Origin of the sequence: Microcoleus asticus IPMA8 (assembly GCF_013179805.1) — a bacterium.
Taxonomy (GTDB): domain Bacteria; phylum Cyanobacteriota; class Cyanobacteriia; order Cyanobacteriales; family Microcoleaceae; genus Microcoleus; species Microcoleus asticus.
This window is the reverse complement of the sequence record NZ_SRRZ01000116.1, coordinates 1-25274: the sequence shown is the minus strand read 5'-3', so window position 1 is coordinate 25274 and position 25274 is coordinate 1. Positions and strand designations below refer to the sequence as shown.

The following is a 25274-nucleotide window of genomic DNA, read 5'->3' as shown; positions in this document are numbered from 1 at the left end:
ATAAGTTTGGTGATTTTGAGCCAACATTCTCATGAAACTAATGATCGATCGAACCCTCGATCGATTTATGAATGATTTGCGATCGCTATAGTAGCCATAAAGAAGATTGCCAAGACTATCAACACAAGCACACCAGGAATAATGGTGTACTGTTTGATCGCATCTGGAGTGAAAAAAAATGCTACCCAAAAACTAGCAAAGCCTGCAATCAATCCCGATATTACCGATAGAAATAGCGAGACAGTTACTAAAAAAATTGTCCAGCGCTGTTGGAGTCCAGCTTTGGCACGGGTGAAGTCAGCTTCTCTGAGGATGGCATCGGTGAAGTTTGCGCCTCGGATGTCTGCACCGACGAATTTTGCACCTGTGAGGTTTTGACCTTTGAAGTTGTGACCTCGGAGATTTTTACCGGAAAAGTCTTTGGGCATAATTTCACGCAGCGAGATAATATTATGTCCGGTCAATTAATGACGACTACAGTTCGAGCTTCTAGCTCGCGAGCCTTACGCTCTTAGTATACAATCATTATTAGCGATTACCGAACCTCATATGATAACTATTTAAGAAAAACTCAAACAAGCCCAAATATCCTCTTGGGTAAGATAGGGAAAATCATCTAATATTTCTTGATAACTCATCCCAGAAGCGAGATATTCCAACACGTCATAAACCGTAATTCTCATACCTCGAATACAAGGTTTCCCACCTCGCTTACCCGGTTCGATCGTAATGATATTAGCGGTGTCTTGTTCTAACATGGCACTTTTCCTTTAGCTTATTTTCTCAATTCTAGGCTAACAAAGGGATAGAGCGCTCCTAACGTTTGGTAGTTTCCAGCATTTTATTAGTTCCTTTAATTTCCTAATTCACTTTAACTCAATCCCCGCACAGCCAGCACTCGCATCAAGTCCCATCAGGGGCGTGCCCGGAGTCATTTTGGGTATCTTTTCGCCGATCGCCCTCCATCGTGCAATAATAATATGACTTGCACAAAAACTCTATTAGTAGGGTGAGCATTCCCCCACTTACTACTACAGGTAGCGTCTCAACTGTCAACCCGTGCAAATTCCCACTTAAACCGGCTGTTGCACTACACAATTTTTTCCTAATGGCTGAAGTCCCCCTAAATCCCGCAGAACTTGCAGAAGCCCTCAACGGCTTTACCGACATCAACTTCCAATTACCAGACCCCGAAGACGAACAACTACCAGACTTTGACTTTGAAAATCAGGTTGACAATGCCTGGAAAGTGTGCGATCGCTTCGACTTGCAAACCGACATTTGGCGGGGACGCATTCTCCGAACAGTTAGAGACAGAGAAAAAAAAGGCGGCGAAGGACGCGGCACAGGCTTTTTGAACTGGCTCAAAGAAAGAGAAATTGGCAAAAGTCAAGCCTATTCTTTGATAGAATTAGCTAATAGTGCCGACACTCTCATCCAGCAAGGAGATTTAGACCCAAATTCCATTAGAAACTTCAGCAAAAGAGCCTTTGTAGAAACCGCCAAAGCATCTCCCGAAGTCCAGCAAATGGTAACAGATGCCGCAGCAAGTGGCGATCGCATCACCCGCCGCGAAGTCAAACAACTCTCCGACGAATGGATGGCAATGAACTCAGATTTATTGCCAGAAGAAGTCAAAGAAAAAGCATCTACCGGTTCTCTACCTTCCCGCTACCTCGCTCCTTTAGTCAAAGAAATGGAGAAACTCTCCCCATCTCACCAAAGCGAAATTCAAAAAGAAGTAGCAGAAAATCCAGACGTAGATACTGTCAAACAGCTAACTTCCGACGCCAAGAACTTATCAAAATATCTCGACGCCGCCGCCCAAGTGCAAGCTCTCAATCAGTCTCACTTAGACATGGAAATGGCATTAGAAGAATCTTTGCGAGTCGGCTGTTTGGGAACCACCGCCGACGTTGTAAAACAAGCCGCACAGCTAGAACAAACAGTAGTCAAACTCTACACCATTTGGAAACGCTTAGGCAGTTTGGCAGATAGATTGTACGTGGATACAGGAGCAAGCACACCCAATTTGCGCTTGCTTTTGGGATGCTTAGACAGTCTTTCGGGAGAAAAGATTGAAGTGGATTTTGGAGACGGAGAACGCTCTATTCGCTTGCAAATTTTCAGCGAATAGCTCAACCTTGACCGCAGATAAACACTAACTTCCAGGCTCATTATCGGCGTCTAGCCCTGTTCATCTACGGTTAAAATTTCTGATTTTTTTCCAAAGATAGCGCGGATTCAAATAACGCCGATATTTGGTAACTACTTCTTTGCCCAACAGCACCACGCTAATCCAAAAACAAACTTCTGCCCCAACAGCCAAAACGACAGATAAAGTAGTTTTTTGGGTAATGTCCAGCGGCAGGAAGGGCACAACAAACAAGATTGCCAGCCACGGTATAAAAGATACAATAAATAAAAACAAACCGAGCTTCTGCATAGATTCACATAATACAGCTTTAATATCCCCTTTATATCTTAGTCCACTTAAAGTAAACTTCGTTTGTATATAGCAATCCTTGCACGAGTCGTAAATGTTTTACCCCACCCCAACTTTCCCCTTACCAAGGGGAGGGAGTAAGAAATTCACAAATGATTTAGGATTGCTATAGTAGCGATTTCAATCGCCGAGTGACTACAAACTCACATCTGGAAGCAATGTCAGCAACAGGCAAGATGCCTGTTCCTCAAGAATATTTAGTATTTGTCGAACAGGCATTTTGCCTGTTCTTGAGAATGGTTCCACAAATGACTACAAACTTAATTGCCAAGCATTTTCAACTCAATTCTTAATCCCCGTCGCCGCAATCCCCCGTATAAACTGTCGTTGACCGGTCAAAAACAACAACACCACCGGTACAGTTCCAATTACCACCGCAGCCATCAACAACTGCCAACTGCTAGTAAACTGTTCCTGAAATTCGGCCAGAACCAACTGCACAGTCCGCAACTCGGGCCGCGTCGTAAACACCAGCGGCTTAAACAAATCATTCCACTCCCCGATAAACGTAAACAAAAACAGCGTCACCAAAGCAGGGCGGGCCAAAGGTAACATCACCTGCCACAAAACCTGCCAGCGGTTAGCCCCATCCAGCATTGCCGCCTCCTCCAACTCTACCGGAACAGTCATAAAATACTGGCGCAGCAGAAAAATCCCAAAACCGTTAGCCGCCGTCGGCAAAATCAGCGCCCCGTAAGTATTCAGCAGATGGCCCCACTTCAAAACCAAGAAAATGGGAATCACCAAAAGCTGAAACGGAATTACCAGCGTCGCCAAAACCCCTAAAACTAAGGCCTGTCGCCCCCGAAACTTCAGCCTGGCCAAGGCGTAACCGGCCAAAGCAGAAGTCACAACCTGAAAACCCGTCACTGCCAGCGCCACTAGAGTAGAATTAAGGAATGCCAACAAAAAATTGCCCCGTCGCCAAGCCTCCTGATAGTTCGCAAAAGTCAGGTCTGTGGCCTTGACACCCACACCAGATGGTGATAATGAAACCAAAAATACAGCAGCCAGTGGCAGCAGCACCAGCGCAGCCCCCGCCAGCAACAAAATAAAACTCAGCAATTCCAGCGCTTGAGACCTGTCAAAGGATTTACCCATAAATTTGTGAATTAACCTAAAATAATAAGCCTGTGAGGTTCTCCAACCCGATCGCCTCCCAGATTCCCATACCACAACATAATAGTCGTAGAGGGAAAGAAGGAGTACCTAGGGAGGAAGTTGTGGTTAGGATATGATGTTATAGATAGAGTTGGTACTGTAAAACCATGAAAGGTGGAGACATAGACCGTATTTCTATCATCTATTTCCGGGCAAAAGATCGACTAACGACTAATTCAAGTAATTAGTAAATAGATAGCATTCTAGCGATAGTCTTTCTGGAGTGTTCGACGGCAAAAGTCCGCCAAACACGCTGAGGACGCCAGTTTTTCCCGGAGCGTCAAAGAAAAGTTCTTTGTCGAAAGAATCCTCAGCTATAATCTCTGATTTAGATGGGGTGCGTTCAAAAAAGGTAAAGTGCACTGTCACTGACCCCCAATTTTAAAGGGGTTTCCAAACATCCCACAAGCTTATATGAGGAGACTACATATCTATGCCCCAGCTTGAGGCCAGCCCAACAATTGACTTTCAAACCGAAACTTACAAAGATGCTTACAGCCGCATCAACGCCATTGTGATTGAAGGCGAACAAGAAGCTCACGATAATTACCTGACACTGGCCGAACTGTTGGCTGACAAAAAAGCAGAGTTAGTTGGCTTGTCCAAGATGGAGAACCGCCACATGAAAGGCTTCCAAGCTTGCGGCAAGAATCTCAAAGTCACGCCGGACATGGCATTTGCCAAGGAGTTCTTTTCGGAACTGCACAGAAACTTCCAAACGGCCGCTGCTCAAGGTCAGATTGTAACTTGCTTGCTGATCCAATCGCTAATTATCGAGTGTTTTGCGATCGCAGCCTACAACATCTACATCCCCGTCGCCGATGACTTTGCTCGCAAAATCACCGAAGGCGTCGTCAAAGAAGAATACAGCCACCTCAACTTTGGGGAAGTCTGGCTGCAAGCTCACTTTGAGGAATCCAAAGCCGAACTAGAAGCCGCCAACCGCCAAAACCTGCCCATCATCTGGAGACTGCTAAACGCTGTCGCAGACGATGCCCGCGTTTTAGGAATGGAAAAAGACGCTTTAATCGAAGACTTTATGATTGCCTACGGCGAAGCCCTAGGCAACATAGGCTTTAACAACCGCGATATCATGCGGATGTCAGCACAAGGCTTAGCCGCCTAGTTAATTAGGAAATAAGGAATGGGAAAAAAATTAAAAATGAAAAATTAAAAATGGGATACCTCATTTTAAAATATAAATTTTTAATCTTCCCATCTTCCCTCTTCCATTTTTCAATCTTCAATCTTCAATCTTCCTTCATTTGACAACTTAATGTTTGGTCTAATCGGTCACTTAACCAGCTTAGAACACGCCCAATCAGTAGCTAACGAGCTGGGCTATCCAGAATATGCCGATCAAGGTCTCGATTTTTGGTGCAGCGCACCGCCTCAAATAGTCGATCATATCACGGTAACAAGCATCACTGGACAAAAAATAGAAGGCCGCTATGTGGAGTCCTGTTTTCTGCCAGAAATGCTAGCCACTCGCCGGATTAAAGCAGCCACTCGCAAAATCCTTAATGCGATGGCACACGCTCAAAAAAACGGGATTAACATCACTGCTTTAGGCGGCTTTTCTTCAATCATTTTTGAGACTTTCAACTTGCAGCAAATTAAGCAAATTCGCAATCTCAAGTTGGAATTTGAACGCTTCACCACTGGTAACACTCACACGGCTTACATCCTCTGCCGTCAAGTAGAAGAAGCAGCCCCAAAATTGGGAATAGAACTTTCAAAAGCCACTGTAGCGGTTTGCGGTGCTACTGGGGATATTGGCAGTGCGGTGTGTCGGTGGCTCAATCTTAAAACAAATGTAGCAGAATTGTTGCTCATTGCCCGCGACAAAGAACGATTGCAAGATTTGCAATCGGAATTGGGGCGAGGCAAAATCTTGGATTTGGAAGAAGCCCTGCCCCAAGCGGATATTGTAGTGTGGGTAGCCAGTATGCCAAAGGGAGTAGAAATTGACCCCAAGACATTGAAGCAACCCTGTTTATTGATTGACGGTGGCTATCCGAAAAATCTGGCAACTCAGGTTCAGCATCCCGAAATTTACGTACTCAATGGCGGCATTGTGGAGCATTCCCTCGATATTGAGTGGAAAATTATGAAGATTGTAAATATGGATGTACCGGGCCGACAGTTGTTTGCCTGTTTTGCCGAATCAATGCTGCTGGAATTTGAAAAATTGTATACCAATTTTTCTTGGGGACGGAATCAAATTACTGTCGAAAAAATGGAGCAAATCGGCGAGATTTCAGTTAAACACGGTTTCCGACCTTTAATGTCATTTTGATGTGATTTGTTGCGGTTATTGGTTATTGAGGAAAGTTTTTCTGATAATAACCAGTAACTTTTTTTTAGAGACTTAACAGTTAACCGTTAACATTATGTCCGATCGCACGACGAAAATAAAAGTTGTGTTTAGTTCTCAACCAGCCCAGGGTATTCGCGACAAGAGTTTGTCTTTTTTTTGATATTTGATGGTCGGCGACAACAGCTAATACAGACAGGGCTGTTAAAGCTTCCGTAGAGGTGAGATCGATCGCGCTGCTGTCACTTTTTGGACTTGGGAACAGTTCAGCAGGGTTAGGTCTTTTGTGGCGGTGGAGAACCCAGGGGCGCTGGGAAATATGCGCGTAAAACTCAGAAGCAAGCAAAAATAGTATAGCAAAAAACGAGGCTCAATCCTCTGGTTATCAACAAGATTACTAAGCAAAGGATAGTTCAAAACTTCCAAATTTCCAAATTTCCCCTCTTTTTCAGCATCACCTGACAGGGTAGGATCTGGAAATAGTCGATCGACAAAACCTTAAAACCCTATAGAAATTATCAGCGTGGCAAACCCCGACCGCAAACCACTACTCCTAGATTTTGAAAAGCCGCTGGCGGAACTAGAAACCCGAATTCACCAGATTCGCCAACTCGCCGAAGAAAACAGCGTAGATGTCACCGACGAAATTCGCAAACTCGAAGCTCGCTCAACCCAACTGCGACAAGAGATTTTCAGCAGCTTGTCCCCCATGCAGCGTCTGCAACTCGCCCGTCACCCGCGCCGCCCCAGTACCCTCGATTACATTCAGGCAATTAGCGACGAGTGGATCGAGCTTCACGGCGATCGGCGCGGCGGAGACGACCCGGCCCTCGTCGGCGGAATTGCCCGCATAGACGGGCTTCCCACAGTCATAATCGGCCATCAAAAAGGGCGCGACACTAAAGACAATATCGCCCGCAACTTCGGCATGGCGGCTCCCGGCGGCTACCGCAAGGCCCTGCGGTTGATGGAACACGCCGAGCGCTTCGGAATGCCAATTTTCACTTTTATCGACACTCCGGGAGCTTGGGCGGGCTTAGAAGCAGAACAGCTAGGACAGGGAGAGGCGATCGCCTGTAACCTCCGAGAAATGTTTCGCCTCAACGTTCCCATTATTTGTACCGTCATCGGCGAAGGCGGTTCCGGTGGCGCCTTGGGCATCGGCGTCGGCGAGCGGCTGTTGATGTTGGAACATTCCGTCTACACCGTCGCCACCCCCGAAGCTTGTGCCGCCATTCTCTGGAAAGACTCTGGCAAAGCTAACTTAGCCGCAGAAGCGCTTAAAATCACTTCCTGGGATTTGAAGAACCTCGGCGTTCTCGATCAAATAGTACCCGAGCCGGTCGGCGGCGCTCACTCGAATCCCCTCAAAGCTGCATCCATACTCAAACAAGCTTTGTTGGAAAACCTAGCAGAACTGACACAGCTTACGGGTCAGCAGCGGCGCCAGCTCCGGTATCAAAAGTTTCGCGACATCGGTGTATTCACAGAAATTTCTGCTTGAGCCGATCGATTCACAGTTATCAGTTATGAGTTAAAAATCTCTTAACTTTAAACTCATAACTCACAGCTCATTATTCTGCGGATCAGTCAGCAGTGTTATAATTTTTCAGGTGACACCGGCTTAACAGTTCTTAATGTTTATCTCATAATTAACTGTACTCACCCGCAGCAGACAGCTTTCTAATTTGCCGAAGAAAGCTGCAACGCTTGAGGGATTTGCCGAGCGAAAGTATTAGGACACTGAATGAACCATCCAACAACAAAGCAGGCTCTGATTACCGGAGCCAGCAGCGGTATTGGCAAAGCGACGGCTCTAGCGTTCGCCGCCGAGGGCATAAATCTGGCCTTAGTTAGCCGAGAGTCGGAAAACTTAGAAGCCGTTGCCGCAGCAGCCCGAGAAGTCGGAGTGAAAGCAGAAGCTTATCCCTTAGACTTGGCAAAAATTGAGCAAGTGCAAAGCAGCATCAGCGCGATCGCAGCTCAATTGGGTGCCGTAGATATCCTGGTCAACAGCGCGGGTATGGGCTACACCGGCTCCTTGACGGAAACGTCCCTAGCCGACTGGCAGAACGTTCTAGACCTCAATCTTACTAGCGTTTGGCAGTGCATTCTAGGAGTTTTGCCGTCCATGCGCGATCGCGGATCGGGAATCATCATCAACGTTTCCTCGATCGCCGGCATCCAAACCTTCCCCAACTGGGGACCCTACTGCGTCAGCAAATTCGGTCTCATGGCTTTGTCTAAAACCTTAGCCGCCGAAGAACGGGCTCGCGGAATTCGGGTAACAGCTATCTGTCCGGGTTCTGTCAACACTCCCATGTGGGACACAAACACCGTGCAATCCGACTTCGATCGCAGCGCCATGTTAACCCCAGAAATCGTCGCCCAATCAATTCTGCACGCAGTTCAGTTGCCAGCAAGTGCAGTAATTGAAGAAATCACCCTCATGTCCAACGCAGGAGTTTTGTGAACTTGAGATTTGAGACTGCTGGATTTTTATCGAATTCAACAATCTTTGAATCTCTAGCTATATGCCCCTATCGAAAATCGAAAATCGAAAATCGAAAATCGATTCACCCTCACATCAACTTTTTATGACAATTGCATCTTCCACCGATTCCAATGGCTCGAACTCAACCTCGACTGACAGCATGAAACTTTCAGAAACCGCAGACAACAACACCCCGCGCATCCCCACTCGACCAGATCGCAATTCCTCGAACGGTCAAGAATCCAACGTACCCGTACCCTCAGAAGTAGGCCAGGAAGAAATGATGGCCGCCGTTCGGACAATGCTGCTGGGAGTAGGAGAAGATCCCGAACGCGAAGGATTGCTCAAAACCCCAAAGCGGGTAGCAGAAGCAATGCGGTTTCTCACCAGCGGCTACAGTCAATCCCTCGAAGAACTCCTCAACGGCGCTATCTTTGACGAAGGCCACAACGAAATGGTACTGGTGCGAGATATCAGCGTATTCAGTATGTGCGAACACCATATGCTGCCGTTTATGGGCCGAGTTCACATCGCTTACATTCCCAACCAAAAAGTAGTGGGACTGAGCAAATTAGCCAGAATTGCCGAGATGTACAGCCGCCGGTTGCAGGTGCAAGAACGTTTGACACGCCAAATTGCCGAAGCAGTTCAGACAATATTGGAACCGAAGGGAGTGGCTGTAGTAATGGAAGCCAGCCATATGTGCATGACGATGCGGGGTGTGCAAAAACCCGGTGCTTGGACGGTTACGAGTGCCATGTTGGGCGTGTTTCAAGAGGAACAGAAAACTCGCGAAGAATTCCTGAATTTGCTCCGCCACCAACCGGCATTCTTTTAATCATTAGTCATTAGTCATTAGTCATTAGCCATTAGTTATTAGCCAGCCAATCACTTTTTTCCTGGTGGCTAACGATCGAGCAATTTGGTCACTAGCCCCCAGATTCATCCGCAGTCGCAATCTAAAATCTAAAATCTAAAATCTAAAATCTAAAATCCGATGACGATCGACTGATAAACCCATAAAATAGACGGGTGACTCATGACTTGTGACTAATGAATCCTATTAAATTCGGTACAGATGGCTGGCGCGGCATAATTGCTGACGATTTTACATTCGATCGCGTGGCCTTAGTCGCTCCCCTAGCGGCACAAGTTCTCGCACAAACCGGCGGCAGCGATGGCAGCAGCGGTACCGTAATTGTCGGTCACGACCGCCGATTTCTGGCTGAAGAATTTGCCAAAACAGCGGCTGTTGCCGTCCAAAAGGCAGGATTTGACGTGCTGCTGAGCGAATCCTACGCTCCTACTCCAGCTTTCAGTTTAGCTGCCAAACAATTAAATGCTTTGGGTGCGATCGTCCTGACAGCCAGCCACAATCCCGGTGCATATTTAGGGTTAAAAGTCAAGGGCGGATTTGGCGGTTCAGTTTCGCCCGAAGTTACTCAACAAATAGAAGAAAAACTCGAAAATCCGGCGGCACTTTCAGCAACTCCCGGCAAATTGGAGAATTTCAATCCTTGGCCGGCTTACTGCAAAACCTTGCGGGAAATGGTAGATATTGAGGCGATTAAAGAAGCGATCGCCAGCGGCAAAATTACAGTATTTGTAGATGTAATGCACGGTGCTGCCGCCGGAGGATTAGCTCAAATTTTAGAAGTTCCGGTACATGAAGTCAACAGCGATCGAGATCCGCTGTTTGGCGGCGGTGCACCGGAACCTTTGCCGCGCTACCTGTCGAAGTTATTCCGGGTGATGCGCACTCACCAGCGAAAAAATTCTGGTTTGTCGATCGGATTTGTATTTGACGGAGATAGCGATCGAATTGCAGCCGTTGACTCTAGTGGCAACTTTCTCAGTTCACAAATCCTAGTTCCCATATTAATCGAACATTTAGCAAAACGGCGCGGCTTGACCGGGGAAGTCATCAAAACAGTCAGCGGTTCAGACATAATTCCCAAAATTGCCAAGCTGTACAGCTTGCCTTTATTTGAAACGCCGATCGGTTACAAGTATATAGCCGATCGAATGTTAACCACCCAAGTCTTAGTCGGTGGCGAAGAATCAGGAGGAATTGGCTACGGTACGCACATTCCCGAACGAGATGCTTTGCTGTCAGCGCTGTACTTGTTAGAAGCAGTTGTCAAATCTGGGGAAGACTTAAGCGAAATTTACAGCCGACTGCAACAAGAAACCAGCTTTACTTCAGCTTATGACAGAATCGACTTGCACTTAGCAAACATGGAAGAAAGGTCGCGTTTGCTGTCGCTGCTGCAAAATCAACCTTTAACAGAAATTGCCGGCAAAGGAGTTGTAGATTGCAACAAAGTTGACGGATATAAATTCCGCTTGGCTGACGGAAGTTGGCTGTTAATTCGGTTTAGCGGAACAGAACCGGTGTTGCGGCTGTATTCAGAAGCGGCGACATTGAAAGAAGTTATGCAAAACTTGAATTGGGCGAAGGATTGGGCGCAGAAAGGTTAATTTTTTAACCACAGGTGAATGACACGGGCGAGACGCCCGTGCCACATTTGAATTCCCTTAAAAAACTCGTTTGTAGTAAGGACTTTAGTCCTTCTTCAACAATGATTACAAACAAAAACTTCAATATTATCGGTGTAATCGGCGATATCCACGCTGAAGAACAATTGTTGGATAAAACCGTAGCTTTTCTGAACTCCCAAAATGTGGATAATATCCTTTGTGTAGGGGATATTGTTGATGGTTCAGGTGACGCTAATCAATGCTGTAATATATTGAAACGCGAAGAAATTCTGGTCGTTTTAGGAAATCACGATCGATGGTTATTAAAAAATGAAATGCGAAGTCTAAAAGAGGCTACACAGCCAGATTCCCTTTCGGTTATTTCGCAGTCGTTTTTAATCTCTCTCCCTTCAACTATTGAATTCCCAACACCTCACGGTCTAGCACTCTTGTGTCACGGCATTGGAGAAAATGATATGGCTCGACTAAATCCTGATGATTATGGGTATGCCATTGAAGTAAACATAGATATCCAAAACTTAATTCGAGGGCGAAAATACAGATATGTCATCAATGGTCATACACATTACAAGATGGTTCGACACTTTGGTAACTTAACTATTATAAACGCGGGCACGTTAAAGCACGAGCATGAGCCTGGTTTTTTAGTAATTGATTTTGTCCAACAGTTTGTACAATTCTACAAGTTTTTTGAAGATGCTGGGATCGAAGAAGCAGAAAGAGTTAGTTTAACAGCGGTAAGTTGCGATCTGGGCGGCTTTACGAGATAATTAGTTTGAGAGAATTCTTGTTGGTAAGACCCGCCCATACAGGCATTGATGGTTATTTAACCCGAATAGAATTACCTATGTCTTATTATCGAGCGTAATATTTTTTATGCTATAATTCAATGCTGACGATTTATAATTTGACTGTGACAGTCGATCGACTGTCATCCCTGGCGATCGCGATTGATTTTGGGAGTAAAAAAGATGGCATACAGCGATTTCAGCCTTGCGAGAGTCAAAAAAGATTTTGGATTAACCTTAGATGAAAGTCGCAATTTATTTGCCGAGACAAAACCAGTTTCACCCTCGGAAATTTTAACAACAATCCTGATTGATTATGTACCGCTAGCCACTTTTATTTCCACAGAAAAAGCTCGCTCAGAATTTTTGATTGCCCCGATATTAGCAGAAGTTCGGCGATTGTTAAACAAACGAGTTTCTCTTTTTTCCGGTAAGGATTTTACTGTCGATCCCGAAAGAGGTTTGCAAGGATTTTGCGATTATATTATGAGCAGTTCTTCAGAACAATTGTTCATCAGTGCTCCGGTTATAACAATTTTTGAGGCAAAAAAGGAAGATATCATTGGCGGTTTGGGTCAATGCGTGGCCGCAATGGTAGCGGCCCAATATTTCAATCAAAACCAAGATAGTGAGGTCGATCGCATTTACGGCGCGGTGACGACGGGTACTAACTGGAAATTCTTGATTTTGGAGGAAACTATTGTTTATATCGATCCGATTGAATACTATATTCAAGATGTTGATAAGATTTTGGGAATTTTGTTGCAACCATTTTCCCAATCTTTTGTTAATATGGAGCCGTAAGTTTTAAGAGAAATAATGACCGATCGCAAATTGCTAGTTGTAGCTACGGGCAATCCGGGTAAACTCAAGGAAATGCAAGTTTATCTTCAGGATTTGGGATGGGAATTGCAGCTTAAACCGGAAGAGTTGGAAATCGAGGAAACAGGCGAAACTTTTCTTGCTAATGCTTGCTTGAAGGCGTCTGAAGTGGCAAAAGCAACCGGCCAATGGTCGATCGCGGATGATTCTGGTTTAATGGTAGATGCACTCGACGGTAGACCTGGGATTTACTCGGCGCGCTACGGGAAAACCGATGCTGACAGGATCGATCGACTTCTCAAAGAATTGGGAAGCCAACAAAACCGGGAAGCACAATTTGTTTGCGCGATCGCGATCGCCCGTCCCGACGGTACAATTGCTTTGCAAGTAGAAGGAATTTGCCGCGGCGAAATCCTGCACACTCCTCGCGGTACGGGAGGTTTCGGATATGACCCCATTTTCTACATACCCGCACAGCAACAGACTTTTGCCGAAATGACACCGGATATCAAGCGATCGCACTCCCATCGCGGTCGAGCCTTCCAGGCTTTAATACCACAAATGGCGAATATTGTCAACTCCTAATCCGGAAAAAAGCCAAAACAGGGGATAACTGTGGCATTGGATATTGACACTTAGGTATCAGAACTAAACAGGAAAGAGGTTTTTCGTTGGCAATGACCTGTTACCAATGAATAATTACCAATTACCAATTACCAATGCCCAATGCCCAATGCCCCAGTATCTTAGATAGCCTCCAAGTTCTTTTCCCCAGTCCGAATCCGAATAATTTGTTCTACAGGAGAGATGAAAATCTTGCCGTCGCCAATCTCGCCCGTGCGGGAAGCAGCGATAATTTTATCAACCACCATGTCAACCTGATCGTTTTCCACAACAATCTCGACCTTGAGCTTTTGCAGGAACTCGACGGTGTACTCAGAACCGCGATAGCGTTCAGTCATGCCCTTCTGACGGCCAAAACCTCTAACTTCAGAAACAGTCATCCCCACAATACCAGCATTGACGAGTGCGATTTTCACTTCGTCTAGTTTAAAGGGGCGAATAATAGCTTCAACCTTTTTCAAGTTTCTCACTCCTAACAGTTAGTACCTTCGTTATATTACTTAAATCGCGTGACATCTTTTAATATCACTGCTAGTATTAAGTATTTTGTAAAATATACTACCTTATTTTGTACTCGCGATGATATTTACGCCAATCTTTAACAATATTCTCGCATTTGCCGGGGCGCGGGCTCTCGGTTCGGGCCGATCGCGGTTGAGTGAAAAAGACCCAAGCCCGGAGCCACGGATCTGCTAAAACAGAAAAAGAACGCAGGAGACAGGAGTTTTCCGAGTTTCCACATTACGCTATGTGAGATTTGCACGTATTGCTGAAAACGATAATTGCTAGAGGCGGTCAGTTAAACTATTATTATGCACCCAGCCAGCCCTCCCCCTGACCGCAGCGGGCTTGATGCCCTACTGAGAAATCGCCCCTTCCTCGCCTTGTGGACGGGCCAGTTATTGGCCCAAGTGGCGGATAAAATCTTTTACGTATTGCTGATTATTCTGCTGAAAACAGGCGACTACCGACCCTGGCCTGTTTCTTGGCAGCATTCGGAAAATTCTATGCTGTCAGCAGTGATGATCGCCTACACGCTGCCGGCGATCGTATTTGGTTCGGCGGCCGGTATCGTCGTAGACCGCTTCTCCAAAAAGCAAATGCTCATCGGCTGCAACGTGATTCGAGCCGTATTGATTCTAGCTTTGCCGTTTTTGCCCAAAGCTTTTGCCGTTTTGTTGGCGATGACGTTTTTGATCTCTACCGTAACGCAATTTTTTGCTCCGGCAGAGCAGGCGGCAATCCCCCTGGCCGTGGGGCGAGAGGGACTGATGTCAGCAAATGCGCTGTTCGCCTCGTCCACAATGGGCGGGATTATTGTCGGGATGACGATCGGCGAACCGCTGTTTAGTTGGGTCAAACACAGCTTCGGATCGGCTTCTCAAGAGTTTTTGCTGGGCGGGTTGTACCTGATATCAGCAGGTTTGATCTATGCCATGCGGATCAAAGAAAGTCATTTCGGCAGCAGTGGCAAAAACGTCCATCCTTGGCAAGACCTCAAAGAAGGTTTGCGCTATTTGAAACACAATCACCTTGTCAGCAACGCGATGGTGCAGTTGACGATTTTGTATTCCGTGTTTGCAGCGCTTCAGGTGCTGGCGATCGCGCTTTCAGGCAAAATAGGTCTCAAAGAAACTCAATTTGGCTTTTTGCTGGCTGCTGCGGGAGTCGGAATGGTCTTCGGCGCAGCCTTTTTGGGCCACTGGGGCGGTCGCTTCCACCACAAACCTCTGCCGTTAATGGGTTTTTTGATGATGGGTTTTGTATTAGCAATGTTTGCCTTTACCCGACAGTTGTGGCTGGGATTCGCATTGAGCGCTTTGTTCGGTTTTGGCGCTTCCTTAATTAACGGCCCGATGCAAGCGCTGATTCAAGAGAAGACTCCAGAATCTATGCGGGGAAAAGTCTTTGGCTTGGAGAACAATGCGATTAATATTGCTCTCAGCTTGCCTTTAGCACTGACCGGCCCGCTGACTGATGCTGTCAGCAAAGCAGTGGGTTCGGATGACCTCGGCTTGCGGATCGTGTTGCTGAGTTTGGGCTTTTTGGTCTCAGTGATGGGCATGGCAGCTTGGAAACATACTCGCAAAGTCTTGCAGGATGCACTGTGAATTTTGGGAACAGGGAAGAAGGAAGAAGGAAGAAGGAAGAAGGAAGAAGGAAGATAGAAGAGGGGATGGGTGTCAACTTAACGTCAAATGTAGTACGGATCTACTGTTTGACGATGATTGTCCAGATCCCCTGAGAGTTGGGGGGAACCGGACTATTCTATTTCCTCCCCCTTCTAAACGGGAATGCGAGGGGGATCGAGAATCGCGTCTAAACCAGATTTCTCAAGGGTTTTAGGCGATTGTTGACACCAATGGGAAGAGGTTCGAGGGCTTTCTTTTTGCGATCGATCCATAACAGAGCAACCGCCCTGATGATTAGGACGTTCTTAATTGCTGAAACGATTGTTTATTCTTGTCGAATACTGAATCACGAATGCTATACAAGCGTCATATAGCGGTAAACCGGCATAGAAGCCGCGATTTCCTCTGTTTCTTTTCTTCCTCTGCTGTTTCACAATGTTTCGATCGGGCGAACCCTCTGCGATCGCGAAATCTTTTGTAAAATCTCACCACTTAAATTTTCATAGTTTCATTAATTGAGATTAAAGTAGTATAAAAGCTTTCATTAAAAATCATAATTAGTTTAAGGAAGGAAATTCTGTGCAACTAAAAACTAAAGTGACCATCAAGCGTGCAACTGGTGGATTTGCTCTGATTGACAGCTTGATCCGCCACGGCGTCAAGCATATTTTTGGTTATCCCGGCGGCGCAATTCTGCCGCTTTACGACGAACTCTACCGCGCAGAAGAAACTGGCGCTATCAAACATATTCTGGTGCGCCACGAGCAAGGCGCCGCTCACGCGGCCGACGGCTACGCCCGCGCTACCGGACAAGTTGGGGTTTGTTTCGCTACTTCGGGCCCGGGCGCAACTAATTTGGTGACGGGGATTGCGACGGCCCACATGGATTCGATCCCGATGGTAATTATTACCGGTCAGGTTGCCCGTCCGGCGATCGGCACTGATGCGTTTCAGGAAACAGATATTTACGGGATTACCCTGCCAATTGTCAAGCATTCTTATGTAGTGCGCGACCCGAGAGATATGGCGCGAATTGTGGCTGAAGCTTTCCACATCGCGAGTACAGGGCGGCCGGGGCCGGTGTTGGTTGATGTGCCAAAGGACGTGGGGTTAGAAGAATTTGACTATCAGCCCGTGGAACCCGGATCGGTGAGAATTCCGGGCTACCGGCCGACGGTGAAGGGAAATCCCCGGCAAATTAATCAAGCAATCTATTTGCTGAAGGAAGCAAAGCGTCCTTTGCTTTATGTGGGCGGCGGGGCGATCGCGGCGGGGGCCCACGAGGAAATTAAGGAACTGGCCGAACTTTTCCAATTGCCGGTCACGACAACGCTGATGGGCAAAGGTTCCTTTGACGAAAACCATCCTTTGTCGGTGAAAATGCTGGGGATGCACGGCACTGCTTACGCTAATTTTGCCGTTACCGAGTGCGATTTGCTGATTGCTGTGGGGGCGAGGTTTGACGATCGCGTGACGGGCAAATTAGACGAGTTTGCCGCGCGCGCGAAGGTGATTCACATTGATATCGACCCGGCGGAAGTGGGCAAAACTCGCGGCCCTGACGTGCCGATTGTCGGAGATGTCCGCCAAGTTTTGATCGATTTGCTGCGCCGCTGTCGGGAGACAGGAGTTTCGGGGAAGGCCGGACAGACTGCGGAATGGCTGCACAGGATCGATCGGTGGAAACAGGACTATCCGTTAGTTGTGCCTCATTACCCAGACATTTTGGCTCCGCAAGAGGTGATTTCGGAGTTGGCTACTCAAGCGCCGGATGCTTACTACACAACAGATGTCGGTCAACATCAAATGTGGTCGGCTCAATTCTTGAACAACGGGCCGCGCCGCTGGATTTCGAGTGCTGGTTTGGGCACGATGGGTTACGGGCTGCCGGCGGCGATGGGCGCGAAAATGGCCCTACCCGATGAGCAAGTGATTTGTATTGCTGGCGATGCTAGTGTGCAAATGAATATTCAAGAGCTGGGAACTTTAGCGCAATACGGCATTAATGTCAAGGTTGTGATTGTAAATAACGGCTGGCAAGGCATGGTGCGGCAGTGGCAGCAGGCGTTCTACGGGGAGCGTTATTCCTCGTCGAATATGACTGTAGGGATGCCGGATTTTGTGATGCTGGCAGAAGCTTATGGCGTGAAGGGGATGCTGGTTTCGCGGCCGGAGGAACTCAAAGACGCGATCGGGCAAATGCTCGCTCATGAAGGCCCGGTGCTGATGAACGTGAAGGTGACGAGGGACGAAAACTGCTATCCGATGGTAGTTCCGGGTAAGAGCAACGCTCAAATGGTTGGTTTGCCCGATCGTAGCAAGTTGCACTCTGCGGAGTTGGTTTATTGTCCGAGTTGCGGCGCGAAGAATGTTTCGACCAATAACTTTTGTCCTGAGTGCGGGACAAAAGTTTAAGGGCTGAAACTAGGGACACGGCATTGCCCATAGGTGTCAACAATTGCCTGAAAACCATTGTATCTCTGGTCGATCGCCGAGTCCCAATCCCCGTCGCATCCTTAAGAAGAGGGACGCGAGAGAACACTCCTGTCCCCCCCTTTTTTAGGCTACCCTGCACACACAATTCCGAAATCTGTCAACACAATTCCTGAAACCCATGTTTCGCATGAATCTCTGAAAGAAAGCTTATTTTCATAAATTTTAAGTTATTGATTCGGCCAAACGAGAAATCCAGGTGCTATGAAACAGGGTTTCTACAATATGTTAGCGATCGACTTGTGTGTACACAGTAGCATCATAGAAGGGTAGCTAACCCGCATTTACTATAAAAAATATTTTAATATTTTTTTAAGATTAAAATAACACTTATATGTGCAAAAATTAAAATTGTAAATCGCAAATCCGTGAAAAACGTCTAGCCGCGACGTATCCCAACGGTTCAGATTTATAAATCAAAAAATGTCTTACCATAGTAAATTGTCAAAAAAATCAAAGGGGTAACTGATGAGCAATCTTAAAGAAGCACTACCTGCTTCACAATTTCTGAAAAACAACTTGGGTATTTCCGAAATTCCCCTTGAAGCATACCTTAGCTATGGATATGCACTGCTCGCTATTGCTGGAGCTGATGGAGAGGTTTCAGAAGCCGAACTTAATTGGTTACTAAATCATCAGCGCATGGCTGGCGCTCCTGAAGAAGTAATAGAAAAATACAAAACATTTGAATACAAAAATGCTGATTTAGAAAGCCTGCTCACCAAGATTACAGTTGATGTTTCTACTTGGTCAAAATCAAGGTCATTGTTGTATCATGCAATTCAAATGGCTCGTGCAGATGACAATTACTCACTTGAAGAGCAAAAAGCTGTAAAAAAAGCAGCTAAACTGCTGAAGGTTGAAGATGATATTGCGCTTGCTCTCCATAGGTTGATAGAAACAGAAGAAGCAGTAACGGCATTACGTAAAGCGCTACTACAAACTGAGGTTTTAGGTTAATCGAAGGGCTTTGTGTTACTTGAAAAAAGTTTAGTGTGTTTCATTAATTTTTATGGCAGTTAGATCCCGAATTCTTCAACAAGTCTGGGATATAACTGCTTTTTGGTGTTGCTTAATCGGGGTATGAAAAAAATAAGTTTAAAATCCAGAAGCTTTGTGGATACAGGTTTCTATGACTTGCATATTTAGCTTTTCATACCCTAAATTCAGCAACGCCTCAGCAACTACATACCTAAACTTTAACCCCCATTTGTGACAGTTGGTCTTAGTCCTAATGCAAATAAACTTTGTGGTTTCCTCAAAATAGGAAAATTCGCGGGAGTGGCAAATGAATCTTTATTTGGGAATAGATTTCGGCACGACTGGCGCGCGATCGACTGTCATAGACTCCCAGGGTAGAGTACATTGTGAGACAGAATATACTTTTGCCAACAACGGGCAACAACAGCCTGAATTGCCCTCGGTGTGGCAAAATGCGCTGTGGGATTTAATTGAGCAAATTCCCCCAACAATCCGCAATCAGGTAAGGGCGATCGCCATTGACGGCACATCTTCCACTGTCATGCTGTGCAATACCGACGGTATACCAGTATGCGAACCCATTTTATACAATGATGCGCGCGGTGCAGCGGTGACAGAGAGGTTGCGGGCGATCGCGCCGGATAACCACACAGTATTAAGCGCTACATCGAGTCTGGCAAAACTCCTGTGGTTGCAAGACTTTCGAGAGGAAACCGCCCCTACATTTTTCCTGCATCAAGCTGACTGGCTGGCATTTCTGCTGCACGGCAAATTAGGAATTAGCGACTATCACAATGCTTTGAAACTCGGTTTCGATGTTGATACTTTGTGCTATCCGAATTGGCTGATAGAGGGAATTGCGGGCGCTGCAACTCCTGAATTGCCGCAAGTTGTCGCACCGGGCACGCCTGTGGAAGAAGTGAGAGCTCAAGTGGGCGATCGCTTCGGTTTTTCCCGCGATTGTATGATTTGTGCTGGTACAACCGATAGCATTGCCGCATTTTTAGCAAGCGGTGTCAATTTACCAGGGGAAGCAGTAACTTCTCTCGGTTCTACACTAGCAGTCAAACTGTTAAGTCATACCCGCGTAGATGATTCTAGATACGGAATTTACAGTCATAAATTAGGCGATTTGTGGTTAGTTGGAGGTGCTTCTAATACCGGAGGTGCGGTGCTGCGACACTTTTTTACTGATGTTGAGTTGGATAATTATAGCACACAAATTGATCCCGAAGAAGAGAGTTTGCTGGATTATTACCCATTGTTGAAAAAAGGCGATCGCTTTCCGATTAATGACCCTAATTTGCCGCCCCGACTCGAACCGCGCCCCACTGATTCAGTGAAATTTCTGCACGGTTTGCTAGAAAGCATAGCGCGGATTGAAGCGCGGGGATACCAATTATTGCAAGAATTGGGTGCAAATCCTTTGACAAAAGTTTATACTGCTGGCGGCGGGGCAAAAAATTCGGTTTGGAGTGGGATTAGAAAGCGTTATTTAAAAGTCCCAGTTGAAACGCCGGTTCATACTGCCGCTGCTTATGGGACGGCGTTATTAGCAATGCGAGGTATGACAGATTAGACTTATTGCATAAATCTTGGATGGATAGGAAAACCGCAGATGTATGCAGATTAACGCAGATGCTTTGCAATATACTTTGCGAATGGAGGTAATCTTGTTTATTGAAGCGGTTTCAACCGCTGCAAACTCTGATATTTTTACTTAAACTCGCTGCAACTTAGCTGTTCTCGGATCGATGATTTTTCTGCCCAAACCCGAAAACTTAATTGCCAGATTAGTTTTATCGCCCGCCCCTAAAACGTGCGTAATTTCTCCAACTCCAAAAGCATGATGAAAAACCCGATCGCCGGTTTGCCAATCCGTCGATTGTCCATTGGTTCCCGCTTGAGAAGTTCCGGAATTAGCTGCGGAATTATTAGTTTTTCCTTTAGATGCAGCCGTTTTCCCCGCTGGAGTTTTCTTCGCACTTCCAGCCAGCAAATGTGTCGGCAATTCTCCTAAGAATAGCGAAGGGGTGCAGTGTTCCCGGAAACCTCCCCAGAGGCGGCGTTCGCGAGTGTGGGTGAGAAATAGCAATTCCTGGGCGCGAGTGATGCCAACGTAGCACAAACGGCGTTCTTCTTCGATCGCTTTCGGGTCGTCCAAACTGCGGAAATTGGGAAATAAGCCCTGTTCCATTCCGACTAAAAATACTACGGGAAATTCTAACCCTTTGGCGGAGTGCAGCGTCATCAGCGACACGCGGGAATCTTCTTCCTGCAAGTCATCTAAATCGGATGCTAAAGATGCTTTTGCTAAAAATGATGTCAGCGTCGGTTCTTCGTTTTGTTCTTCAAATTGCAGCACTGCATTGTACAATTCTCTGACGTTTTCTATACGATTTTCTGCTTCCTCGGTTCCTTGATTTTTCAAATCTTCAATGTAGCCTGAATCTTGGATAATTCCTTGGACAATTTGCGAAGCCGGCAGAGTTTCAACTTGCGATTGCCAGCGACCAATCATTTCGGCAAACTTAATAATAGCTTTTGCCGATCGCCCTGCGAGAGTATTGACAGAAGATTCATCGCTGAGAATTTCCCACAAAGGAATGCCCAATTGAGTTGCAGCGTCTTCGATTTTGGAAAATGTGGTATCCCCAATGCCGCGGCGGGGAGTATTGATGATGCGTTTGAGGCTGACGCTATCGTCAGGATTGGCGAGCGCCCGCAGGTATGCTAGGATATCTTTGATTTCTTTGCGATCGTAAAACTTCAGCCCGCCGACAATATTGTAAGGAATGTCTAAACGCATTAATGCTTCTTCAAAGGAGCGAGATTGAGCGTTTGTGCGGTAGAGAATCGCAAAGTTACTGCCGTTTTCGTATTCGGAGTTTTGGCGCTTCAAGGAATGAATTTGACCTGCTACAAATTCCGCTTCTTCTAATTCGTTGTCGGCGCGCCAGACAACAATCGGAGCTCCCGGTTCGCGAGTCGGGCGCAGAATTTTCTCGATGCGTTCGGTATTGTGTTCGATCAAGTGGTTTGCGACTTGCAGGATGTTTTCGCGCGATCGATAATTTTCCTCTAATTTTACCATTGTCCGAGTTTTATCGTCGGACAAACCATCTCCAAAATCTTCTTGAAATTCCAGCAAGATGGTATAATCTGCCATGCGAAAGCTGTAAATTGATTGATCGACATCGCCCACGACAAAAATCGAGCGGTTTTGCCATTTATCGAAGCTTTTCGGATCGGCGTTATTTGTCACCAACATCCGAATCAAATCGTATTGAGTGCGGTTAGTATCTTGGTATTCGTCAACTAAAATATGGCAAAACTTTTTATGCCAGTAACTTAATACTTCCTCGTTTTGGCTCAAAAGTTTAACAGGAACAAGGATTAAATCGTCAAAATCTAGGGCATTGTTGGCTGCTAAAGCGTCTTGGTAGCGACTGTAAACATCGGCAATCACGCGACCTCGATAATCCGGTTCTGCTGCTTGGTATTCTTGAGGCGACAAGCCTTTATTTTTAGCGTTGCTGATGATATAGCGGACTTTGCGCGGATCGAATTTCTTATCGTCGAGGTTCAGCGTTTTTGTGACAATTTGTTTGACAAGACTTTGAGCATCTGACTCGTCAAAAATTGAAAAGTTTTTCTTCCACTGGCGGCCTTTTTCGTCTTGATATTTCTCTATGTCGTAGCGGAGAATGCGGCCGCACAAAGAGTGAAAAGTCCCCATCCAAATGTGTTTGGTAATTCTCTGGTAAATTTGCGATCGCAATTTTGTCTGCACATTCGGGGCTAACTCTACCAAAGGTTTGCCATATTCCGCTTCAGCTTGCTGAGTTGCCAGCAATTTCTCAATTCTTTCTTTCATCTCCCGGGCGGCTTTATTCGTAAATGTCACCGCCAGAATATTTTCAGGATCGACTCGATGCGTGCGAACTAAGTTAGCAACTCGGTAAGTTAGAGCTCTGGTTTTGCCCGAACCAGCGCCCGCCACTACTAACAGCGGCCCGTTATAATGGGCGACTGCTTGGCGCTGAGATGGGTTGAGGTGGCTGAGGAAATCAGTGGTTTGAGTCATAGCTAGAAAGTTAGTTTAATTTTTTAAGGGGTAAATAATACTTGGTATGCGATACCGCGAGTTTTTTTAAGGTAAGGTGCACCTAGCGCACTATATATTATAACTAGAACGGTGATTATTGAAACTTTAAATATTTTTGGGCTAAGCGAGTTGTTTAAGGTAAGGTGCGCAATGCGCACCAGACACTATAACTAGATAGGTAATTTTTTTAACGTTTAAATATTTGTTTCAGCCACATGGCAGTTAATATTCCCAAGCCAATCCAAATGGCAATAATTACAGCAGCCGCAGCCCGATTTATCGGTTTTCCTCGCTGTATTTGGGCGGCTGCTTTTTGGCGACACTCGGCTAAAACCTGTGGCGGAATCATCTTCAGTACCAGCCAAATTCCCACAGGTACAATTATCAAATCGTCCAAGTAGCCTAGAACCGGTATGAAGTCAGGAATTAAATCGATCGGGCTAAAAGCATAGGCAACCGTAAGGGCTGCTAAAATTCTGGCGTACCAAGGTACTCTCTGGTCTATACTGGCTAAATAAACAGCGTAAGTCTCTTTTTTTAGTCGGCGGGCCACTTGTTTTAAGGATTGCATATAATAATGACTAATAACTAATGACTAATAACTAATGACTAATAACTAATGACTAATAACTAATGACTAATGACTAATAATTTTTTTAGTTGCTAAAAATGTAACAAGCCGGATATTTAGCAATTTCAGTGAGAAGGTAAAGTATAGCATCTGTCGTATGTGAGGAGCATCAAGTTTATGAATTCAAATTTGCAACGTGGCGATCGCATTAATTTCCGCAGTCTGTTAACAGCGTTGTGTTTAACCTTAACTCTCGTCAGTTTCGCGGGATTAGATCCGGCGGCTGCTCAAGAACAGCGGGTGAGAACGCTGAGTGTCACTGGGCGGGGTGTGGAAGCAATTCCGACAACCCAAACTCAAGTTGCTTTGGGGGTTGAGGTGCAGGGGAAAACGGCGGCCGAGGTGCAGCAGGAAGCGGCGAGGCGATCGTCCGCTGTGGTAGCATTGCTGCGATCGCGCCAAGTGGAAAAACTCGAAACGACCGGCATCACCCTGAACCCGACTTACAGCTACGAAAACAACCAGCAGCGCCTAACAGGGTATATTGCTACGAATACCGTCAGTTTTCGCCTTAATACTCAATCTGCTGGCACTTTGCTCGACGATGCAGTGCAAGCGGGAGCAACGCGAATTCAAGGTGTGAGCTTTGTGGCCGCCGACAGTGCGATCGAACAAGCTCAAAAACAAGCACTCAAAAAAGCAACTCAAGACGCTCAAGTGCAAGCGGATGCAGTCTTTAGCGCGCTCAATCTGAAGCGGGGAGAGATTCTGGGCATTCAAGTCAACGGTGCGAGCCCGCCGCCTCCTACTCCTATGTATCGGCAACTTGCTGGTGCTCGCGCTGCTGCTGATGCTACAACGCCAGTGGTGGGAGGAGAACAGCAGGTAGAAGCATCTGTGACTTTGCAAATTGGATATTAAAATTAAATAGTTAGGGGTTGAACTGGCCACCTCAGCTTGACCCTAACTATTTCTCGATTTATCAAGCAGCTTTGTCTACAAAAAACTTTAGCCGTTTTAACCACTTCTGCCAGTAGTCGAGCAAGTGTTCGCGTTCCCAGACAAATATTTCCGCATCTTCGCCCGGAAGAGCCACAACAATCAAAGCATTAACAATTTTTGCTCTTTAGTATATAAGATGCTAAATTTTTAGCTAAAATGCCATTTCAGTAAACATCTGGATTGAAACTTTTAAAAAATTATGAATCCACAACCCGAACGTTTAATCAGTTTCAGCTTATTATTAATTCCCTCGACCACCCCACTGGTTTTTCTACGATAAAAGTACGCAATAATTTCATGCAGCCATCTAATAATTATCTTCTGACTGTTTGGGAAATACTTTTGAGCTTCCGATCACCACATCCCAATTTCAAGAGTCCGACTAACCAATCATTTGCCTTCTAAAAAATTGCGGACTTTTTATTTTAATTCGTGCATAGTTTTCAATCTAGGAAAAACCTCTTTTACTTCCGCTAGTTTCTGACTTTGTTGTTCATCAAAATATTTTTTGTTCTTCAGAAGGGCATATTTACTCTTTTGGAATTCCTCTAAAGCATGAGTATAACTTTTTTTATGCTGCGACTTAGCCGTTTTTAGTGACTTCTATAATTGGCGCTTTTCTTATTTTATTTGCGAATCCAGCTCTTGATTTACTTGTACCATCACATGAAATTCTGGGATGGGTAGTGCCCTGAAGGAAAGGATCGAGTAAGTTACTATTAGAGAGAAGTGTTTATCATAGTGTGATATGACAGTAGAGATTCCCCATTGTC

The 25274-nt window shown here is 45.9% G+C and carries 27 protein-coding genes and 1 pseudogene; 17 read left to right on the top strand and 11 right to left on the bottom strand.

Going from position 1 to position 25274, the window contains the following annotated elements; all coding sequences use genetic code 11:
• Window positions 1-65: 65 nt before the first annotated feature.
• Together E5S67_RS24735 and E5S67_RS24730 are read right to left on the bottom strand one after the other, a co-directional pair.
• Window positions 66-428 carry a pentapeptide repeat-containing protein gene (locus E5S67_RS24735; protein WP_216670694.1) on the bottom strand — a complete coding sequence of 121 codons (363 nt, stop codon included), beginning with the start codon at window positions 426-428 and terminating at the stop codon, window positions 66-68.
• Between the two features lie 132 nt (window positions 429-560).
• Window positions 561-758, bottom strand: coding sequence for a DUF433 domain-containing protein (locus E5S67_RS24730; protein ID WP_172191014.1), 198 nt, complete (start codon window positions 756-758; stop codon window positions 561-563).
• A gap of 350 nt (window positions 759-1108) precedes the next feature.
• Between E5S67_RS24730 and E5S67_RS24725 the strand changes: the two genes are divergently transcribed.
• On the top strand, window positions 1109-2137 hold the full coding sequence (locus E5S67_RS24725; protein WP_172191012.1) for a hypothetical protein: 1029 nt from the start codon (window positions 1109-1111) through the stop codon (window positions 2135-2137).
• Between the two features lie 60 nt (window positions 2138-2197).
• On the opposite strand, the gene E5S67_RS24720 is transcribed toward E5S67_RS24725, so the two are convergent.
• Window positions 2198-2446, bottom strand: a complete 249-nt coding sequence (locus E5S67_RS24720) for a transporter suffix domain-containing protein (protein ID WP_172191010.1) — start codon at window positions 2444-2446, stop codon at window positions 2198-2200.
• A 218-nt stretch (window positions 2447-2664) separates the two neighbouring features.
• Between E5S67_RS24720 and E5S67_RS34155 the strand changes: the two genes are divergently transcribed.
• The gene (locus E5S67_RS34155) at window positions 2665-2799 is read left to right on the top strand and encodes a hypothetical protein (protein ID WP_281363576.1); all 135 of its coding nucleotides are present in this window, start codon (window positions 2665-2667) and stop codon (window positions 2797-2799) included.
• Here the strand turns inward: E5S67_RS34155 and E5S67_RS24710 are convergent.
• Complete coding sequence (locus tag E5S67_RS24710) at window positions 2789-3607, bottom strand: carbohydrate ABC transporter permease (protein WP_172191006.1); 819 nt, start codon at window positions 3605-3607, stop codon at window positions 2789-2791. The genes E5S67_RS34155 and E5S67_RS24710 overlap by 11 nt on opposite strands.
• Window positions 3608-3838: 231 nt before the next feature.
• Window positions 3839-4030 carry a hypothetical protein gene (locus E5S67_RS24705; RefSeq protein WP_172191004.1) on the bottom strand — a complete coding sequence of 64 codons (192 nt, stop codon included), beginning with the start codon at window positions 4028-4030 and terminating at the stop codon, window positions 3839-3841.
• A 70-nt stretch (window positions 4031-4100) separates the two neighbouring features.
• Here E5S67_RS24705 and E5S67_RS24700 point away from each other — a divergent pair, with 70 nt between their 5' ends.
• Window positions 4101-4793, top strand: coding sequence for an aldehyde oxygenase (deformylating) (locus E5S67_RS24700; RefSeq protein ID WP_172191002.1), 693 nt, complete (start codon window positions 4101-4103; stop codon window positions 4791-4793).
• Window positions 4794-4943: 150 nt separating this feature from the next.
• Entirely contained in the window at window positions 4944-5966 is a 1023-nt protein-coding gene (locus E5S67_RS24695; RefSeq protein WP_172191000.1) for a long-chain acyl-[acyl-carrier-protein] reductase, read from the top strand.
• Window positions 5967-6045: 79 nt separating this feature from the next.
• Here the strand turns inward: E5S67_RS24695 and E5S67_RS24690 are convergent, their stop codons facing one another.
• Entirely contained in the window at window positions 6046-6330 is a 285-nt protein-coding gene (locus tag E5S67_RS24690) for a hypothetical protein (RefSeq protein ID WP_172190998.1), read from the bottom strand.
• A gap of 177 nt (window positions 6331-6507) precedes the next feature.
• On the opposite strand from E5S67_RS24690, the gene accA reads away from it, so the two are divergent.
• The 7 genes from accA to rdgB all read left to right on the top strand — a co-directional run bounded on the left by accA (window position 6508) and on the right by rdgB (window position 13175).
• A complete protein-coding gene (gene accA, locus E5S67_RS24685; RefSeq protein ID WP_172190996.1) occupies window positions 6508-7488 on the top strand; it encodes an acetyl-CoA carboxylase carboxyl transferase subunit alpha in 981 nt (326 codons plus the stop codon).
• A gap of 243 nt (window positions 7489-7731) precedes the next feature.
• Complete coding sequence (locus tag E5S67_RS24680; RefSeq protein WP_172190994.1) at window positions 7732-8457, top strand: SDR family oxidoreductase; 726 nt, start codon at window positions 7732-7734, stop codon at window positions 8455-8457.
• A 124-nt stretch (window positions 8458-8581) separates the two neighbouring features.
• Window positions 8582-9316 carry a GTP cyclohydrolase I FolE gene (gene folE / locus E5S67_RS24675; RefSeq protein ID WP_172190992.1) on the top strand — a complete coding sequence of 245 codons (735 nt, stop codon included), beginning with the start codon at window positions 8582-8584 and terminating at the stop codon, window positions 9314-9316.
• A gap of 215 nt (window positions 9317-9531) precedes the next feature.
• On the top strand, window positions 9532-10959 hold the full coding sequence (locus E5S67_RS24670; protein ID WP_172190990.1) for a phosphoglucomutase/phosphomannomutase family protein: 1428 nt from the start codon (window positions 9532-9534) through the stop codon (window positions 10957-10959).
• A 14-nt stretch (window positions 10960-10973) separates the two neighbouring features.
• On the top strand, window positions 10974-11750 hold the full coding sequence (locus E5S67_RS24665; protein ID WP_216670693.1) for a metallophosphoesterase family protein: 777 nt from the start codon (window positions 10974-10976) through the stop codon (window positions 11748-11750).
• Between the two features lie 201 nt (window positions 11751-11951).
• On the top strand, window positions 11952-12572 hold the full coding sequence (locus E5S67_RS24660; RefSeq protein WP_172190987.1) for a hypothetical protein: 621 nt from the start codon (window positions 11952-11954) through the stop codon (window positions 12570-12572).
• A 15-nt stretch (window positions 12573-12587) separates the two neighbouring features.
• Window positions 12588-13175: an RdgB/HAM1 family non-canonical purine NTP pyrophosphatase gene (gene rdgB / locus E5S67_RS24655; protein WP_172190986.1), complete on the top strand. Its 588-nt coding sequence runs from the start codon at window positions 12588-12590 to the stop codon at window positions 13173-13175.
• Window positions 13176-13336: 161 nt separating this feature from the next.
• Here the strand turns inward: rdgB and E5S67_RS24650 are convergent, their stop codons facing one another.
• Window positions 13337-13675 (bottom strand): P-II family nitrogen regulator, encoded by a 339-nt coding sequence (locus tag E5S67_RS24650; RefSeq protein ID WP_006633346.1) that lies wholly within the window; start codon window positions 13673-13675, stop codon window positions 13337-13339.
• Between the two features lie 351 nt (window positions 13676-14026).
• Here E5S67_RS24650 and E5S67_RS24645 point away from each other — a divergent pair, with 351 nt between their 5' ends.
• The 5 genes from E5S67_RS24645 to E5S67_RS24625 all read left to right on the top strand — a co-directional run bounded on the left by E5S67_RS24645 (window position 14027) and on the right by E5S67_RS24625 (window position 20399).
• Window positions 14027-15325 (top strand): MFS transporter, encoded by a 1299-nt coding sequence (locus E5S67_RS24645; protein WP_172190985.1) that lies wholly within the window; start codon window positions 14027-14029, stop codon window positions 15323-15325.
• Window positions 15322-15459, top strand: coding sequence for a hypothetical protein (locus E5S67_RS24640; RefSeq protein ID WP_172190984.1), 138 nt, complete (start codon window positions 15322-15324; stop codon window positions 15457-15459). The genes E5S67_RS24645 and E5S67_RS24640 overlap by 4 nt, the downstream gene beginning before the upstream one ends.
• A 466-nt stretch (window positions 15460-15925) precedes the next feature.
• A complete protein-coding gene (gene ilvB / locus E5S67_RS24635) occupies window positions 15926-17761 on the top strand; it encodes a biosynthetic-type acetolactate synthase large subunit (protein WP_172190983.1) in 1836 nt (611 codons plus the stop codon).
• A 546-nt stretch (window positions 17762-18307) separates the two neighbouring features.
• The gene (locus E5S67_RS24630) at window positions 18308-18799 is read left to right on the top strand and encodes a TerB family tellurite resistance protein (RefSeq protein WP_172190982.1); all 492 of its coding nucleotides are present in this window, start codon (window positions 18308-18310) and stop codon (window positions 18797-18799) included.
• A gap of 328 nt (window positions 18800-19127) precedes the next feature.
• Window positions 19128-20399 (top strand): FGGY-family carbohydrate kinase, encoded by a 1272-nt coding sequence (locus E5S67_RS24625; protein WP_172190981.1) that lies wholly within the window; start codon window positions 19128-19130, stop codon window positions 20397-20399.
• A gap of 141 nt (window positions 20400-20540) precedes the next feature.
• Here the strand turns inward: E5S67_RS24625 and pcrA are convergent, their stop codons facing one another.
• The gene (pcrA, locus tag E5S67_RS24620; protein WP_172190980.1) at window positions 20541-22907 is read right to left on the bottom strand and encodes a DNA helicase PcrA; all 2367 of its coding nucleotides are present in this window, start codon (window positions 22905-22907) and stop codon (window positions 20541-20543) included.
• Window positions 22908-23115: 208 nt separating this feature from the next.
• Window positions 23116-23499, bottom strand: coding sequence for a YkvA family protein (locus E5S67_RS24615; RefSeq protein ID WP_172190979.1), 384 nt, complete (start codon window positions 23497-23499; stop codon window positions 23116-23118).
• Between the two features lie 177 nt (window positions 23500-23676).
• Here E5S67_RS24615 and E5S67_RS24610 point away from each other — a divergent pair, with 177 nt between their 5' ends.
• The gene (locus tag E5S67_RS24610; RefSeq protein ID WP_172190978.1) at window positions 23677-24420 is read left to right on the top strand and encodes an SIMPL domain-containing protein; all 744 of its coding nucleotides are present in this window, start codon (window positions 23677-23679) and stop codon (window positions 24418-24420) included.
• A 61-nt stretch (window positions 24421-24481) separates the two neighbouring features.
• On the opposite strand, the gene E5S67_RS34150 is transcribed toward E5S67_RS24610, so the two are convergent.
• Both E5S67_RS34150 and E5S67_RS34870 read right to left on the bottom strand, forming a co-directional pair.
• On the bottom strand, window positions 24482-24604 hold the full coding sequence (locus E5S67_RS34150; RefSeq protein ID WP_281363575.1) for a hypothetical protein: 123 nt from the start codon (window positions 24602-24604) through the stop codon (window positions 24482-24484).
• Window positions 24605-24690: 86 nt separating this feature from the next.
• Window positions 24691-24825 (bottom strand): annotated as a pseudogene (locus E5S67_RS34870) (transposase); the annotation flags it as partial.
• Window positions 24826-25274: the final 449 nt, after the last annotated feature.